The organism is Lysobacter sp. DMC104 (assembly GCF_056313665.1).
In genome coordinates this window covers 53651-69989 of record NZ_JBQUZW010000018.1, presented here as the reverse complement: position 1 = coordinate 69989, position 16339 = coordinate 53651, and the positions used below count along the sequence as shown (strand labels likewise).

At 69.9% G+C, this 16339-nt stretch carries 16 protein-coding genes; 6 read left to right on the top strand and 10 right to left on the bottom strand.

Annotation, left to right across the window (positions count from 1 at the left end; all coding sequences use genetic code 11):
- Positions 1 to 69: 69 nt before the first annotated feature.
- A complete protein-coding gene (locus tag ACT53R_RS18520; protein WP_476173393.1) occupies positions 70 to 795 on the bottom strand; it encodes a hypothetical protein in 726 nt (241 codons plus the stop codon).
- A 221-nt stretch (positions 796 to 1016) separates the two neighbouring features.
- Entirely contained in the window at positions 1017 to 2702 is a 1686-nt protein-coding gene (gene hutU / locus ACT53R_RS18515; RefSeq protein ID WP_476173392.1) for a urocanate hydratase, read from the bottom strand.
- A 415-nt stretch (positions 2703 to 3117) separates the two neighbouring features.
- On the opposite strand from hutU, the gene ACT53R_RS18510 reads away from it, so the two are divergent.
- Together ACT53R_RS18510 and ACT53R_RS18505 are read left to right on the top strand one after the other, a co-directional pair.
- Positions 3118 to 4623 (top strand): AlkA N-terminal domain-containing protein, encoded by a 1506-nt coding sequence (locus ACT53R_RS18510; protein WP_476173391.1) that lies wholly within the window; start codon positions 3118 to 3120, stop codon positions 4621 to 4623.
- A complete protein-coding gene (locus ACT53R_RS18505) occupies positions 4620 to 5150 on the top strand; it encodes a methylated-DNA--[protein]-cysteine S-methyltransferase (RefSeq protein WP_476173390.1) in 531 nt (176 codons plus the stop codon). The genes ACT53R_RS18510 and ACT53R_RS18505 overlap by 4 nt, the downstream gene beginning before the upstream one ends.
- 70 nt (positions 5151 to 5220) lie before the next feature.
- Here ACT53R_RS18505 and ACT53R_RS18500 read toward each other — a convergent pair whose 3' ends face one another.
- Positions 5221 to 5589 (bottom strand): hypothetical protein, encoded by a 369-nt coding sequence (locus ACT53R_RS18500; protein ID WP_476173389.1) that lies wholly within the window; start codon positions 5587 to 5589, stop codon positions 5221 to 5223.
- Positions 5590 to 5680: 91 nt separating this feature from the next.
- The gene (locus tag ACT53R_RS18495; RefSeq protein ID WP_476173388.1) at positions 5681 to 6202 is read right to left on the bottom strand and encodes a YybH family protein; all 522 of its coding nucleotides are present in this window, start codon (positions 6200 to 6202) and stop codon (positions 5681 to 5683) included.
- Between the two features lie 56 nt (positions 6203 to 6258).
- Between ACT53R_RS18495 and ACT53R_RS18490 the strand changes: the two genes are divergently transcribed.
- On the top strand, positions 6259 to 7581 hold the full coding sequence (locus ACT53R_RS18490) for an alkaline phosphatase family protein (RefSeq protein ID WP_476173387.1): 1323 nt from the start codon (positions 6259 to 6261) through the stop codon (positions 7579 to 7581).
- Here ACT53R_RS18490 and ACT53R_RS18485 read toward each other — a convergent pair.
- The 6 genes from ACT53R_RS18485 to ACT53R_RS18460 form a co-directional block, all read right to left on the bottom strand.
- Positions 7544 to 8305, bottom strand: a complete 762-nt coding sequence (locus ACT53R_RS18485) for a LytR/AlgR family response regulator transcription factor (RefSeq protein ID WP_476173397.1) — start codon at positions 8303 to 8305, stop codon at positions 7544 to 7546. The genes ACT53R_RS18490 and ACT53R_RS18485 overlap by 38 nt on opposite strands.
- Positions 8306 to 8310: 5 nt before the next feature.
- Positions 8311 to 9540, bottom strand: a complete 1230-nt coding sequence (locus ACT53R_RS18480; protein WP_476173386.1) for a sensor histidine kinase — start codon at positions 9538 to 9540, stop codon at positions 8311 to 8313.
- Positions 9537 to 9881, bottom strand: a complete 345-nt coding sequence (locus ACT53R_RS18475) for a hypothetical protein (RefSeq protein ID WP_476173385.1) — start codon at positions 9879 to 9881, stop codon at positions 9537 to 9539. Before ACT53R_RS18475 ends, ACT53R_RS18480 begins: the two co-directional genes overlap by 4 nt.
- The gene (locus ACT53R_RS18470; protein ID WP_476173384.1) at positions 9878 to 10135 is read right to left on the bottom strand and encodes a PspC domain-containing protein; all 258 of its coding nucleotides are present in this window, start codon (positions 10133 to 10135) and stop codon (positions 9878 to 9880) included. The genes ACT53R_RS18475 and ACT53R_RS18470 overlap by 4 nt, the downstream gene beginning before the upstream one ends.
- A gap of 51 nt (positions 10136 to 10186) precedes the next feature.
- Complete coding sequence (locus tag ACT53R_RS18465; protein WP_476173383.1) at positions 10187 to 11158, bottom strand: TraB/GumN family protein; 972 nt, start codon at positions 11156 to 11158, stop codon at positions 10187 to 10189.
- Positions 11159 to 11300: 142 nt separating this feature from the next.
- Complete coding sequence (locus ACT53R_RS18460; RefSeq protein WP_476173382.1) at positions 11301 to 12617, bottom strand: formimidoylglutamate deiminase; 1317 nt, start codon at positions 12615 to 12617, stop codon at positions 11301 to 11303.
- A 71-nt stretch (positions 12618 to 12688) separates the two neighbouring features.
- Here ACT53R_RS18460 and ACT53R_RS18455 point away from each other — a divergent pair, with 71 nt between their 5' ends.
- Genes ACT53R_RS18455 through ACT53R_RS18445 form a run of 3 tightly spaced genes read left to right on the top strand, consistent with a single transcriptional unit; the run spans position 12689 to position 16324 of the window.
- A complete protein-coding gene (locus ACT53R_RS18455; protein WP_476173381.1) occupies positions 12689 to 13861 on the top strand; it encodes a CaiB/BaiF CoA transferase family protein in 1173 nt (390 codons plus the stop codon).
- Positions 13858 to 15093, top strand: coding sequence for an imidazolonepropionase (gene hutI, locus ACT53R_RS18450; RefSeq protein WP_476173380.1), 1236 nt, complete (start codon positions 13858 to 13860; stop codon positions 15091 to 15093). The genes ACT53R_RS18455 and hutI overlap by 4 nt, the downstream gene beginning before the upstream one ends.
- A gap of 25 nt (positions 15094 to 15118) precedes the next feature.
- The gene (locus tag ACT53R_RS18445; RefSeq protein ID WP_476173379.1) at positions 15119 to 16324 is read left to right on the top strand and encodes a dipeptidase; all 1206 of its coding nucleotides are present in this window, start codon (positions 15119 to 15121) and stop codon (positions 16322 to 16324) included.
- Positions 16325 to 16339 lie beyond the last annotated feature (15 nt).

Genomic DNA, 16339 nt, shown 5'->3' with positions numbered 1-16339 from the left:
GCTTCCCTCACAGGAAGGGCATCGTTTCATGACCAAATCCTCTCAGATTTGGTCCGGTTTGCTTAGGAATTACCAAATATTTCCGAGATCAGTTGCGACATGTGATGGTGGAAGCTCAATTGCAAAATGCGCTATAAGACCATCAAAGTAGAACCGTATAGTTCTCATCGGATACGGTTCTGCATTATCGTTCTCTACGTCCGGAATGTATTTTATGTCAGGATAAGGCGTCTGATTGTGCATCAGGCCTTTAGTCGAAATTTGGGTGAGCTGGACAGGATAAAAGTCCGGATCCGGCTCCTCCTGCCCGAGCAAAATATTGCGGAGTACTTCAATATCTTTTTTCGACAATACGATGTCTTTAAATTCGTAGCGATCACTTGCAGCAGCACGCCATAGCAAGCTAAGAAAGAAAAATCGCAGTTTCCTTGTGTCGAGCGAGACTTCGCGAATGCCGATGTGCTCACTGATCTTTGTATGTAAATATCCTAGCTCCACAGCTCCGCCCCAACCGCTCCAGACAAGCTTATGTTCGCGAAGCACAGCGATTGCCCAACTATCAATAGCTGACAGAATGTCTTCGCCTTCGCGAGTGACGAGCCCTGAGTCGTACCAGCTGCTCCAGCGGCGACTGGGCTTAAGTCCATCACCGTATTGAATAAGTGGAGCGCCGGCTTGACTAGGCCTAGTAAGCGCTTCAGGAATCAAATGAGATTTAACGAACGCCCCGGGCCTACCCGTTAACTTGCAGTAGCCGTAACGTGTGCGCTGGACAGGCTTCTTCTTACGGCTCACAAGAATCTTCCACTGTTGCGTAGCTAAGACTAGACCCCATCGCGGGGCATAACGCCGATTCTGGAGTGCGCCAACCAGCCAATCAACGCCATTACCATCAGAAAAATCAATAGGCCATGCATGGTATCGCGCAAAAAAAACGCTGAAACATTGAGGGTGCTATACGCTCTGCACACCGGATAACACCCGAATATCGATATTATCCGGTGGCATCGTCGGCCTCAAACCATCGGCAACCTCAACCCCTGCTCCTTCGCACACTGCTTCGCAATCTCGTACCCCGCGTCCGCATGCCGCATGACGCCGGTCCCCGGGTCGTTCCACAGCACGCGGGCGATGCGCCGGTCGGCTTCGGCACTGCCATCGCAGACGATGACGACGCCGCTGTGCTGGCTGAAGCCCATGCCGACGCCGCCGCCGTGGTGCAGGCTGACCCAGGTCGCGCCGCCGGCCACGTTGAGCATGGCATTGAGCAGCGGCCAGTCGCTGACGGCGTCGCTGCCGTCCTGCATGGCTTCGGTCTCGCGGTTGGGCGAGGCCACGCTGCCGCTGTCGAGGTGGTCGCGGCCGATCACGATCGGCGCCTTGAGTTCGCCGTTGCGCACCATCTCGTTGAACGCGAGGCCGAGCTTGTGGCGCAGGCCCAGGCCCACCCAGCAGATGCGCGCGGGCAGGCCCTGCACGCTGATGCGTTCCTTCGCCATGTCGAGCCAGCGATGCAGGTGCGCGTCGTCGGGGATGAGTTCCTTGACCTTGGCGTCGGTCTTCGCGATGTCCTCGGGATCGCCGCTGAGCGCGACCCAGCGGAACGGGCCGATGCCGCGGCAGAACAGCGGGCGCACGTAGGCCGGCACGAAGCCCGGGAAATCGAAGGCGTCCTTGCAGCCGACCTCGAACGCCATCTGGCGGATGTTGTTGCCGTAGTCGAACGTGGGGATGCCCATGTCCTCGAAATGCAGCATCGCCTCGACGTGGATGCGCATCGAATGCTTCGCGGCTTCGACGACTTCCTGCGGCGCGGTCTGCTGCTTGTCGAACCACTGCTCCAGCGTCCAGCCGGCCGGCAGGTAGCCGTGCAGCGGATCGTGCGCGGAGGTCTGGTCGGTGACGGCGTCCGGACGCACGCCGCGGCGCACGAGTTCGGGCAGGATTTCCGCCGCGTTGCCGAGCAGCGCGATCGACTTCGCCTCGCCGGCTGCGCAGTACTTCTCGATGCGCGCGAGGGCGTCGTCGAGATCGGTCGCCTGCTCGTCCACGTAGCGCGTGCGCAGGCGCATGTCGATGCGCGACTGCTGGCATTCGATGTTGAGCGAGCACGCGCCGGCCAGCGACGCAGCCAGCGGCTGCGCGCCGCCCATGCCGCCGAGGCCGGCGGTGAGGATCCACTTGCCGGTGAGGTCGCCGCCGTAATGCTGGCGGCCCATTTCGACGAAGGTTTCGTAGGTGCCCTGCACGATGCCCTGCGAGCCGATGTAGATCCACGAGCCGGCCGTCATCTGGCCGTACATCATCAGGCCCTTGCGGTCGAGTTCGTGGAAGTGTTCCCACGTCGCCCAGTGCGGCACCAGGTTGGAGTTGGCGAGCAGCACGCGCGGAGCGTCGGGGTGCGTGGGGAACACGCCGACCGGCTTGCCCGACTGGATCAGCAGCGTCTCGTTGTCTTCGAGGTTGCGCAGCGATTCGAGGATGGCGTCGAAGCAGGCCCAGTCGCGCGCGGCGCGGCCGATGCCGCCGTAGACCACGAGGTCCTCGGGCCGCTCGGCGACGTCGGGATCGAGGTTGTTCTGGATCATCCGGTAGGCCGCTTCGGTCAGCCAGCTCTTGCAGGTCCGCCCGCTGCCGCGCGGAGCGCGGATGACGCGGGACGGGTCGTGGCGGTTGGAACCGAACGGGATCGACGGGGCCATGCGGGTTGCTCCTGGAGGCGATCGGGGGATTTTACGCCCGGCGGCGGCAGGCCTCCTGCAGGAGCGCCGGGAGGCGCGACGGATTCCGGAAAGCCTGTCCTGTGGGAGCGGCGTGAGCCGCGACGGACCATTGAAAGACCTTCCGAAGACCCTGCGACTTCGGTCGCCCGCGTCCGGGAAGCCTGTGGGTGCCTTGTCGCGACTCCCGTCGCCCCCACAAGAAAGGTCTGCCGCATCCCGTCGCGGCTCACGCCGCTCCTACAGGGAAGGTCTGCCGCGTCCCGTCGCGCCTCCCGGCGCTCCTACAGGGGGGCTGCCGCGCTTCGTCGCGGCTTACGCCGCTCCCACGGGGCCCACCGGCATCCATGTCCGAAAACGGCGAGTCGGCGGCGCGATCCCGTGCCACGATGCGCCCATGACCGATACCGACGCCCTGCCCGCCCGCGACACCGTCCCGCCGCGCGACGTCTGCTTCCGCGCGATGGCGGCGAAGGACGCGCGCTTCGACGGCCTGTTCTTCATCGCGGTGAAGAGCACGGGCATCTACTGCCGGCCGGTGTGCCCGGCGCCGGCGCCGAAACGCAGCAACGTCAGCTTCTTCCCGAACGCCGCCGCAGCCACGGCCGCCGGCTATCGCCCCTGCCTGCGCTGCCGGCCGGAACTCTCGCCGGATGCGTTCGCGCAGGTGCGCGAGGACGCGGTGCGCCGCGCGCTCGCGCTGATCGCCGAAGGTGCACTGCAGGACGCCAGCGTCGACGCGCTCGCCGCGCGCGTGGGTCTCGGCGCGCGGCAGCTGCAGCGCGTGTTCCTCGCGCACGTGGGCGCGACCCCGCACGCGGTGCACGCGACCCGGCGCCTGCTGCTGGCGAAGCAACTGCTCACGGAAACGTCGCTGCCGGCGACCGAGGTCGCGCTCGCCGCCGGTTACAACAGCCTGCGCCGGTTCAATGCCGCGTTCCTGGCCGGCTGCGGCATGCCGCCGACCGCGATCCGCCGGCAGGCGTCCGCGGCGAAGGCGCCCGCGGGCACGCTCGTGCTGCGACTGGGCTACCGGCCGCCGCTGGATTTCGGGCTGCTGCTGCGCTTCCTCGCGAAGCGCGCGATCCCCGGCATCGAACGCATCGACGACGACGCCTACCTGCGCGCGATCGGCGACGGTCGTGCGTGGCTGCGGGTCAGTGCGATCGACGGCAAATCCGAGCTGCGGCTGGAACTGGTCGATCTCGCGCCCGGCGACACGAAGCGCATCCCCGACTTCGTGCGCCGCGTGCGGCGGATGTTCGATCTCGACGCCGACCTGCGCCCGGTGCACGCACTGTTCGCGCAGGACCTGCTGCTGGCACGCGCGATCGCCGCGCATCCGGGCCTGCGCGTGCCCTGCGGCTGGGACGGTTTCGAGCTCGCGGTGCGCGCGGTGCTGGGCCAGCAGATCAGCGTCGCCGGCGCGACCACGCTGGCGCGGCGGCTGCTCGATGCGTGGGGCGGTCATCGCGACGACGCGCCGCCGGGACTCGATCGCACGTTCCCGGCGACGCAGGTCCTGCGCGATGCGCCGCTCGAAACCATCGGCCTGCCGAAGACGCGCGCGGCGACGATCCGCGGCGTGGCGGCGGCGGTCGTCGACGGCCGGCTGTCGTTCGAGGGCGGCCAGCGGCTGGAGGAGTTCGTCGCGCGCGCGACCGCGCTGCCGGGCATCGGCGACTGGACCGCGCAGTACATCGCGATGCGCGGACTCGCGCTGCCGGATGCCTTCCCCGCCGGCGACCTCGTGCTGCAGCAGCGGCTCGCGCCCGCGGGCACCGCGCGCCTGAGCGAACGCGCGACCGCGGCGCGCGCGGAGGCGTGGCGGCCGTGGCGCGGTTACGCCGTGCTGCACCTGTGGCATCTTCCGACCGAAGCCACGGAGGCCGCTGCCGCATGACGACGTTCTACTTCGAACGCATGGACAGCCCGATCGGCACGCTGGTGCTCGCCGCCGACGCCGCGGGCCTGCGCCACATCGAATTCCCGACGAACCGGCATCCGGTCGATCGCGCCGGCTGGGTGCCCGGTGCGCGCGGTACGATCGCGGACACGCTGACGGAAACGCGCGCGCAGCTCGATGCCTATTTCGCCGGCTCGCGCCGCACGTTCGACCTGCCGCTGGCGCCCGAAGGCACGCCGTTCCAGCGCACGGTGTGGGCGATGCTGGCGGACATCCCGTGGGGCGCGACGTGGAGTTACGGCCAGCTGGCGAAGGCGATCGGCCAGCCCGCGGCGGTGCGTGCCGTGGGCGCCGCGAACGGCCGCAACCCGCTGCCGATCGTGTTGCCCTGCCACCGCGTGATCGGCAGCGACGGCAAGCTCACCGGCTTCGGCGGCGGCCTGCCGATCAAGGAAGCGCTGCTGCGCCTCGAAGGCGCCCTGCCCGCGCCGGTGGCGACACCGACGGGCGACCTGTTCGGCTGAAGAGCTCGGACGCCGAAACGGAAACGCCCGGCGCGAGGCCGGGCGTTCGGGAGCGGAGATGCAGGAAGCGTCAGCGCACGCCGGTGTCGAGGGCGCGCAGCGCGTCGTAGATGTCGATGCGGCCGGTGCGGTCGAGTTCGTCGCGGGTGTAGACGCGGCCGGCGGCGGTGGCGCACTGCGGCGGTTTGCCGGCGCGCTGGGCGCGGAGGTTGCGGCTGGCGACGATGCGCGAGCCGGTGCTCTGCAGGCAGGTGGACGCGGCGGCCTGCGCGGTGGCGTCGGGCTTGTCCTTGGCCGTGTCGGCAGCCTGGTCGGCCGGCGTCGCGACTTCGGTGCGGACGGTTTCGGCCTGGCCGGCTTCGTTGGTGACGGTGACGGTCTGCGCGACGGCGCTGCCGCAGGTCAGGACGAACAGCAGTGCGAGCAGCGGGCGGGTCATGGCGGCAGCTCCGGGCACGAAGGGGAATGCCCGCACCTTACGCCGGCCCGGGCCGCGATGCATGAACGCGTCGCCCGGATTCAGGACGATGTCAGCCCGCGGGGCAGGCCTCGCGGCGGCCGGCACGGAAGGCGCGGACCTGCCCGGCATCGGCCGGGCCGAGGTCGAGGCCGTCGTCGAACAGCACGCGCCAGACGCCGTCCTCGCCGCGCCGCCAGACCGAATGGAAGCGGCCGAGGGTGAAGCGCTCGGCGTCAGTGCCGGGGCGCTCGATCACCAGCGACGGGCCTTCCGACCACGCGATCCCGGCGACGCCGCCGACGGTGGTGCGTTCGGGATACCACTCGATGGTGACGGCCTTGCCTTCGACGATCCCGGCCCAGCGGGCGACGACGGCGTCGCGGCCCCGGGCCTGGCGTTCGCGCCCCGCGCCGAACACCGCGCCGGGATCGACGTGGTCGGCGAAGGCCGCGGCGTCGTGGCGGGCCACCGACGCGGCGAAATCGAGTTCGCGTGCCCAAACCTCGCATTCCGTCGGTGACAAGGCCGGCGCGGCCGCGGCGGCGAGCGGGAACAGCAGCGCCGCGAGAGCGGCAAACGAAACGCGGGACATGCGGGGACCTCGGCGGGACGTCATCGGGTGGACACGGCGGCGGGTATCATCCTCGCATGCCCTCCGTCTTCGCCTGGCGCGGTGTGTCCGCGCGCTTGACCCGGTGTGTCGTCCCGGCCCTGTACGTCCTGCTCGCCGCCTGCGCGGCCACGCCCGCGCCGCGACCGGAAGCGCCGCCCGCCGCCACCGCAGTCGACGCCGCCCGCACCGTCGTCGTGGTGTCGATCGACGCCCTGCCCGCCTCGATCCCCGGCAGCGGCACCATGCCGACGCTGGACGCGATCGCCACCGCCGGCGTCCGCGCCGAATGGCTGCAGTCGAGTTATCCGACGCTGACCTTCCCGAACCACTACACCATCGCCACCGGCCTGCGCCCGGACCACCACGGCATCGTCCACAACAACATGCAGGACCCGGCGCTGGGCACGTTCGTGTCGAAGCAGGCCGGCAGCGCCGAGGACGGCCGCTGGTGGGGTGGCGAACCGATCTGGGCCACGCTGCAGAAGCAGGGCGGCATCGCGGCGACGATGTTCTGGCCGGGCTCGAATGCCGAGATCGCCGGAGAGCGCCCGCACTACCGGCGGGCGTTCGACAAGACGGTGACGCCCGACGGCCGCATCGACCAGGTGCTGGCGTGGCTGGACCTGCCGGCGGCCGAGCGTCCGCGGCTGCTGATGGTGTACCTCGACCAGTACGACATCGCCGCGCACGACAGCGGCACGTCCTCGCCGCAGGCGATGGCGACGCTGGGCACGATCGACGCCGCGCTGGCGCGGCTGCGCGCCGGGCTGCAGGCACGCGGCCTGGCCGGCACGACCGACGTGATCGTGCTGTCCGACCACGGCATGTCCGACATCCCGTTCGACCACGTGCGCTATCTCGACGATGTGCTGGATCCGTCGCACTACGACGCACCGTGGTGGGGCACGTTCATCGGCCTCGTGCCGAAACCCGGCGAGGAAGCCGCGGTCGAACGCGCCTTCGTCGGTCGTCACGACGTGTACACCTGCTGGCGCAAGGACGCGTTGCCGCCGCAGTGGCACTACGGCACGCACCCGCGCATCGCACCGATCGTGTGCCAGACCGAACCCGGCTGGCGCGTGCAGCCGAAATCGGCCAAGCCGTCGGTGGGCCCGGTGCGCGGCGAACACGGCTTCGCGCCGGAAACGCCGGGCATGCACGCGACGTTCGTCGCCGCCGGGCCGTCGTTCCGCAGCGGCATGAGGCTGCCGGCGTTCGACAACGTCGACGTCTACCCGCTACTGGCACACCTGCTGCACCTGCGCCCGGCGCCGAACGACGGCAGTCTCGCGCCGCTGCTGCCGGCGCTGCGCGATGCGGTCACATCCCGCGGAAGCGATGCAGGAACGCCGCGCTGACCGGCAGCGTGTCCTCGCGGCCGCGCAGCCGCAGCGTCGATTTGCCGAGTTCGTCGCGACGCAGGCGGTCGATCGCCGATACGCGCACGACCGTGCCGCGATGCACCTGCCAGAATTCGTCGGGATCGAGCCCCGCCAGCAGTTCCTTCAGCGGCGTGCGGATGATCGCCTCGCCGTCGGCGGTCACCACCCGCACGTACTTGTCCTGCGACTGGAAGTAGAGCACCTCGTCGAGGCCGAGCATGCGCACGCTGTCGCCGACCGCGGCGCTGATCCAGCGGATCAGCCGCGCGCCCGACGGACGCAGCTGCGCTTCCAGCGCCGCCATGCGCGCATCGGCATCGTCGTCGCGGGTGTCGAGTCGCGCACGCACGCGCGCCAGCGTCGTGGCCAGCCGCTCGGGCGTCAGCGGCTTGAGCAGGTAGTCGACGGCACCGGCCTCGAAGGCACGCACGGCGTATTCGTCGTAGGCGGTGGTGAACACCACCAGCGACTTCGCCGCGATCGCGGCACGGGCCACGTCCAGCCCGCTCACGCCGGGCATGCGGATGTCGAGGAAACTCAGCGCCGGCCGATGCGCGGCGATGGCTTCCATCGCGGCGATGCCGTCCTCGCATTCGGCGACGACTTCGAGTTCCGGCCAGGCGATGCCCAGCATCGCGCGCAAGGCATCACGCAGCGGCTTCTCGTCTTCGGCGATCACGGCGGTGACGGAAGCGGACATCATGCTCATGCGCCGCGCTCCATCGGCAGCCGCAGTTCCGCGCGGACACCGCCCCCGGGCCGGCTGCACAGGGCGAAGGTCGCCCGCTTGCCGTAGAGCGCATCGAGCTGCGCCCGCACGTTGGCGAGGCCGAGCCCGCCGCCGACGCCCGGCTGCAAACCGACGCCGTCGTCGTCCACGACGACGTGCAAGGCATCGCCGTCGCGCGTCGCCGAGATCGTCACCCGGCCCGGCCCCGGCTTCGGCTCGATGCCGTGCTTGATCGCGTTCTCCACCAGCGTGATCAGCAGCATCGGCGGGAACGCCGCGTCGCGCAGCGCGGCATCGACCTCCACCGCATGCTGCAAGCGCCCCGCGGTACGGATGCGCATGACTTCGAGATAGCTGGCGCAGAGGTCGAGTTGGTGGCCGAGCAGGGACGCGGTCCTCGCCTCGCCGTCGCGGAACTGCGGGATGCTGCCGCGCAGGTAGGCCACGAGCGCGTCGAGCGTCGCCTCCGACTGCGCGGGATCCTGGCGGATCAGCATGCGCACCGAGGCCAGCGTGTTGAAGAGGAAATGCGGCTCGACCTGGGCCTGCAACAGGCTCAGCTTCAGGCTGGCTTCGTGCTTCTGTGCACGCAGCGCGGACTCGATCCGCTCGTGCTGGTACGCGCGCCAGCTCCACGATTCCCGGAAGTAGGCCGGGATCGCGAGCAATCCGCCGCAGGAACCGGCGACGAGGTAGCCGGTGATCGCCCCGAGGACCGGCGTGTCCTGATTGCGCGCCAGCCTTTCGGCGGCCAGTTCGAGCACCTTTTGTTTCGCTGCCGGAAATTGGTTGAGGATCGAGATGCGGAAGGCGTTGAACACGTCCTCCATCACCGACGCCACGCCGATGCAGGCGAGGATCACGGCGACGATCGCGAGGCCTTCCCATTTCGCGGGAAGCCGGCGGTACCGGATCGCGCTGGCGATGCCGGGACCGAGCGTGACCAGGATCGCAAACGCCCCCGTCGTGAAGGCCGCCGATTGCAGGGCGGCCAGCGTGTCGCTCAGTTCCCGCCACATCCAGAAGGTCGGCACGAAGAAGAGCGCCAGCGCCACGGGCGAGAAGAACATCGTCCGCCGCCACCACCACGGCCAACTGAACACCGGGTAGTTCTTGTAGCGGGTCACGAAGGTCTGCCGGCCCGGCCGCATCGACTCGGGCAGCGGCGCATCCAGTGTGAGCGGGGCGATGTCGTGGACAGTCATGGGCGGATCCCCGAAAACGACAAAACGGACGAATACGGCACACCCGGATGCAGGCGGCCGGCATCGAAGGACAGCGAAAAACCGCCGGCATCATGCTGAATCGCGGCGCGTATGCCCAGCGTCCGCACTTCCGCATGCCACGCGGGCAGCGGGCCGGCGAGGCAGACCGGGCCGATTGCCGCGTCCAGTCGCCATCTGCCCGAGGCATTCCCGGCATCGAAGGAAGACGCCGGGAGGCACACGGCGGACGCGACCTCGCCGGCCACCGCCGATGGGCCGGTGCGCAGGAACGCGGCAGACAGCAGCATCGCGATGACGCTCGACGCCTGGACCATGCTCATGGCCGCACCGGGACGGACGGGGCGTCCGTGGCGGATTCGACGCCGGCGGCGGTCGCCGGGGCCGGGGCCTGCGGCATGAACAGGGCGACCACCAGGTAGGCGACGATCATCTCGCAATGCCACAGCGCGAGCAGCACGAAGACGGTGCGCCAGAGCCAGGACGGGATCGGCGTGTATGCGCCCAGTCCGCCGAAGACGCCGCAGAACTGGCGATCGGTCGACGAGGCACGCAGGCCCTTGAGGTCGATGCGCATCAGGAGACTCCGAGGGAAGCGCCCGCTCCGGCGGGGAGCGGGCCGGTTGGGTCAGCGCGGACCGACGGCGCAGGCGGTGCAGATGCGCTCGACGCGGTAACCCTCGGCGCGCAGCTTCGCGAGCAGGCCATCCTCGCCCGCGAGATGCAGCGCACCGACCACGGCGAGCGTGTTGTCGCCGGCGTGGTGCGCGTCGAGCCGCGCCTTCAGCTGCGGCAGCCAGGCGTTGTTGCGGTCGACCACGAGCAGGCGATAGGTCGCGGGCGTCTCGCTGCGCATGCGGACCAGCGCGTCGCGCCCCAGCCCATCGAGATCGCCGGCCATCCACTGGTCGTGCATCTTCATCGTCTGCGTCACCACCTGCTTCGGGTCGTCGACGAACCGGGTGATGCCCAGCACCTGCTCGTCGATCGGCGTGCGCTCGAACACCGAGAATTCGTCGTCCAGCGTTTCCAGCGCGAGGCGCGGCTTGCCTTCCTTGTCCGCCTGCAGCGACAGCAGGCGATCCGGGCCGTTCTCGCCGTTGAAGCCCATCGCCATCATCGTGCCGAGGTTGAGGTTCAGCGAGAGCGCCCAGGCATCCAGCCCGTCCACCGCCGACATCGGCGTGCCACTGACCTTCAGCAACGCCTCCAGCTTCTCGCGCGTCGGCGCGGGCAGCAGGGCGCTGAGCGGCTTGTCGCCCTGCAATTTCTGGTAGGCCTGCACCTTCGCCAGGTTCTCCGGCGCCATCATCGACACCATGTCGAGTTCGAACATCGTGGACTTCGCGTCGTTCATCGCGGCGGCGATGTCGGGCGACAGCGGCAGGTCGCCGGCACGCAGCAGGTGGAACGAGCCCAGCAGGTACAGCGTGTTGTCCCGGTCGGAGATCTTCCAGAGGATCGGCACGTGGCTGCGGGCCGGGGCCACCTGGGCCGCGGGCGCCGGCGCATCCGCGGCGGTGGCCGGACAGGCCGCGCCGACGGTCAGGGCGACGGCAACGGCGAGGGTCTTCAGGGAGAAGCGCGAGGACTTGGACATGGGAACTCCGGGAGGTCTGGAAGGGTGCGAACCGCCGCGCGTCGCGACGACCTGCACACCCTGCCCGCCTCCCGCCTCGCCCGCCGGCCCTTGCGACGAACCCCCGGTTCCCGGCGACGAAGGCCGCCCGTGGCGGCGCGAATCAGTCCGCCAGCAGCCTCGCCAGCGCCGTCGCGTAGCGGGCGGCGACGGCATCGCGGTCGACATGCCGGCCGCCGTCGACGACCCGGCGCCCGGCCACGGTCACCGTGTCCACCGCGGCGCGGTTGCCGCCGAAGATCCAGCGATCGGCGATGTCGGTGGCGCGCGCGGCGACCAGCGCCGGCACCGACGGATCCAGCGTCACCACGTCGCCGGCCAGCACGTCGGCCGCGAAGCCGGTCGCCTGCGCGGCGCTGGCCCGCACGCCCGCGAGCAGGGTCTCGCCGACGCTCGGCGACGCCGCGGTGGCGGCGATGTTGCGGTGGCGCGTGACCAGCCGCTGGCCGTATTCCAGCCAGCGCATTTCCTCCACCGGCGACACCGAGATGTGCGAGTCCGAACCGATGCCCCAGCGGCCGCCGGCATCGAGGAAATCGCGCAGCGGGAACAGGCCGTCGCCGAGGTTGGCCTCGGTGGTCGGACAGATCGCCACCGTCGCGCCGCGGTCGGCGATGCCGACGATCTCGTCCATCTCCAGGTGCGTGGCGTGGACCAGCGTCCAGCGCGCGTCGACGTCGGCATGGTTCAGCAGCCAGCGCACCGGGCGGTCGCCGCGGATCGCCAGGCAGTCCTGCACCTCGCCGATCTGCTCGGCGATGTGCACGTGCACCCGCGCGTCCTGCGGCAGCGCCGCGAGCGTCGCCCGCATCGCGTCCGCCGGCACCGCGCGCAGGCTGTGCAGCGCGCAGCCGACGCGCAGGGCGTCGCCTTGTTCGGCGCGCAGCGTGTCGAACAAGCGCTGCCAGGCGTCGACGGTGTGGCCGAACCGGCGCTGGCGTTCGTTGAGCGACCGGCCGTCGAAGCCGCCGGTCATGTACAGCACCGGCAGCAGGGTCAGGCGGATGCCGGTCTCGCGCGCCGCGGCAATGAGCGCCCGCGACATCGCCGCGGGATCGGCGTACGGCCGGCCATCGGGCGCGTGGTGCAGGTAGTGGAATTCGCAGACGGTGGTGTAGCCGGCTTCCAGCATCTCGACATACAGCTGCGACGCGACCGCGTGGAGCGTGTCCGGATCGAAGCGCGCGGCCATGCGGTACATGGTCTCGCGCCAGGTCCAGAACGAATCCGACGGATGGGTCATGCGTTCCGCGAGGCCGGCCATCGCGCGCTGGAAGGCATGTGAATGCAGGTTGGCGATGCCGGGAAGCCGCCAGCGGCCGTTCGGCAGCGGCTGGATGGATGCGGTCGGGGCGATGGTCGAAGCAGCGGCAGCGGTCGTCATGCCGCCATTGTCGCCCATCGCCCGGACACGTCGCATCCGCCGTATCGCGCCGACGCGGCGCGCACCCGGCGGGCTACACTGCGCACTCCCCCGCGACAGGCGCGTCGATGTCGGCACTGGCAGGAATCCGGGTTCTCGATCTCTCCCGCGTGCTCGCCGGGCCGTGGTGCGGCATGACCCTCGCCGACCTCGGCGCCGACGTGATCAAGGTCGAGCCGCCGGACGGCGACGACACCCGCGGCTACGGCCCGCCGTTCCTGCACCACGCCGGCGGCGACACCTCCGCCTACTTCGCCTGCTGCAACCGCGGCAAGCGCTCGATCGCGATCGATCTGCGCCATCCGGACGCGCGTTCGCTGCTGGAGGCGCTGATCCGCGACGCCGACGTGCTGATCGAGAACTTCCGCGCCGACGCCGCGGTGTCGCTGCGACTGGACCCCGCCTCGACCCGCGCACTCAACCCGCGACTGATCCACTGCGCGATCTCCGGCTACGGCCGGAGCGGCCCGGGCGCGCATCGCCCCGGCTACGACTTCGCGATCCAGGCCGAAGCCGGGCTGATGGCGATCACCGGTCCCGCCGACGGCCCGCCGAGCAAGGTCGGGGTGGCATCGGTCGACCTGACCACCGGCCTCAACGCGACCATCGCGATCCTCGCCGCGTTGCTGCAGCGCGCGCGCACCGGCGAAGGCCAGACCATCGAACTCAGCCTGTTCGATGTGCAGGTGCAGGCGCTGGCCAACGTCGCCAGCAGCACGTTGTTCACGGGCAATGAAGCGAAGCGCTACGGCAACGCGCACGCCAGCATCGTGCCCTACCAGACCTTCGACGCCGCCGACGGCGCGTTCGCGCTGGCCTGCGGCAGCGACGCGCTGTGGCAGCGGCTCTGCGGCGCGGTCGGCCACGACGACTGGCGCGACGATCCGCGCTGCGCGACGAACGCCGCGCGTGTGGCGCATCGCGACTGGCTGATCCCGCAACTCGCGCAGCGCTTCGCCGGCGACACCGTCGCGACATGGCTGGCGCGCTTCGATGCCGCCGGCATTCCCGCCGCACCGGTCAACGGCGTGCGCGAGGCCGTGCTCGGCGACCTCGCCACCGCCCGCGGCCTGCGCATCGAGGCGGACGGCATCCCGATGATCGCCAGCCCGCTGCGGATGTCGGCCACGCCGATGACCGACCCCGTGCGTCCGCCGTATCTCGGCGAACACGCAGAGGCGATCTGCGCGCAGGCGGGGTTCGATGCGAGCGCACTGAAAGCTGCGGGAGCGATCCGATGACGACCGAACACCTCCGCTTCGACACCCTGCTGCTCGGCGCGCATCTCGCCACGCTCGACGGCGACGGTTACGGCGCGATCGAAGACGGCGCGATCGGCTGGCGCGACGGCGTGCTGGCGTTCGTCGGCCCGCGCGCATCGCTGCCGGCCGCGCCGGAAGCGCTTGCGGATGAAGTGATCGAGGTCGATGGCGGCTGGATCACCCCCGGGCTGGTCGACTGCCACACGCATCTGGTGTTCGCCGGCGATCGCGCGCACGAATTCGAGCTGCGATTGCAGGGCGCGAGCTACGAGCAGATCGCGCGTGCCGGCGGCGGCATCGTCTCGACCGTGCGCGCGGTGCGCGCCGCGGACGAGGACGCGCTGCTCGCGCAGTCGCTGCCGCGCGCGCGGACGCTTCTTGCGGACGGCGCGACGACGCTGGAGATCAAGTCCGGCTACGGCCTCGATTTCGAGAGCGAACGCCGCATGATGCGCGTCGCGCGCCGCATCGGCGAGACGCTGGGCGTGACGGTACGCACCACGTTCCTCGGCGCGCACGCGCTGCCGCCCGAGTTCGCCGGCCTACCCGACGCCTACATCGACGCCGTGATCGACTGGCTGCCGCGGCTGCACGCCGAAGGCCTGGTCGATGCAGTCGATGCGTTCTGCGAAGGCATCGGCTTCACGCCCGCGCAGACGCGGCGCGTGTTCGAGGCGGCGCGCGCGCTCGGCCTGCCGGTGAAACTGCACGCCGACCAGCTCAGCGACCTCGGCGGCGCGGCGCTGGTCGCCGAATTCGGCGGGCTGTCCGCCGATCATGTCGAATACACGAACGACGAGGCCGTGCGCGCGATGGCCGCCGCCGGCACCGTCGCAGTGCTGCTGCCCGGCGCGTTCCACTGCTTGCGCGAAACGCAGCGCCCGCCGATCGACGCCTTCCGCACGCACGGCGTGCCGATAGCGGTCGCGACCGACGCGAACCCCGGCACCTCACCGCTGCTGTCGCTGCGGCTCGCGATGTCGCTGGCGTGCACGCATTTCCGGCTGACGCCCGAGGAAGCGCTGCGCGGCGCGACCGTGCACGCCGCGCACGCGCTCGGGCTGCACGATCGCGGCGTGTTGCAGATCGGGATGCGCGCAGACCTCGTGCTGTGGGACGTGCGGCGCCCGGCCGAACTCTGCTACTGGCTCGGCGGCGATCTCGCGCGCCTCGTCGTCGCGGGCGGACAACGCCTGTCCGCGTCCTTCTGATCACAATCGAACACCGGAGCGCACCATGCGACGCCCCTTGTTGCTGACCGCCCTCGTCGTCGCGCTGACGACCAACCTCGCCCATGCCGTCGATGCGCCCCCCGCCGCGCGCAAGCTCGCGCAGGACGCGGTGATCGTCGACACCCACATCGATGCGCCGACCGAACTGGCGAAGCGCTGGCTCGATCTGTCGCAGGCGCAGGCGCGCGAGTTCGATTACCCGAAAGCGCGCGCCGGCGGCCTCGACGTTGCGTTCATGTCGATCTACACCTCGCCCGGCCAGGATGCCGACGGCAGCGCATGGAATGTCGCGCATCGCATGATCGACGGCGTGCAGGCGCTGGCCGCGGAGCATCCGGACAAGTTCGCCGTGCTGCGCTCGCCGCGCGACGTCGATCGTCTGCGTCGCGGCGGCCGCGTGCTGCTGCCGATGGGCATGGAGAACGGCGCACCGATCGGCGACGACGTCGCGAAGCTGCGCGTGTTCTTCGATCGCGGCGTACGTTATGTCACGCTCGCCCACAGCGACAACAACCGCATCGCCGATTCGTCCTACGCGACGGAAAAACATTGGCACGGGCTCAGCCCGTTCGGCCGCGAAGTGGTCGCCGAGATGAACCGGCTCGGCATGATGGTCGACGTCTCGCATCTGTCCGACGACGCGGTCGCGCAGTCGGTCGCGCTCAGCCGCGCGCCGGTCGTCGCCACGCACTCGGCGTTCCGCCACTTCACGCCGGGCTTCGAGCGCAACCTCAGCGACGAACTCGCGAAAGCCATCGCCGACAAGGGCGGCGTGATCCAGGTGCCGTTCGGCAACGCCTTCGTCGACCCGGCCTCCGCCGCACGCACGCAGGCCTACTTCGTCGCCTACAACGCCTACCAGCGCGAGAAGGCCGCCGGCCGCACCGCGCAGACCGTCGCCGAGTTCGACGCCGCATGGGAACAGTCGCATCCGCCGCTGCCGGTGAAACTCGACGCGGTGCTCGACCAGATCGACTACGGCGTGAAGCTCGTCGGCATCGACCACGTCGGCCTCGGCTCCGACTTCGACGGCGTCGACGGCGCCCTGCCCGACGGTCTGAAGACCGTCGCCGACTATCCGAACCTCATCGCCGGCCTCCAGGCCCGCGGCTACCGCGACGATGACCTGCGCAAACTGCTCGGCGGCAACCTGCTGCGGGTGTGGCGCGCGGTCGAAGCGGGAGCCGCGACCGAAGCCCGAGCGCACTGAATCCACCGAGTCCAT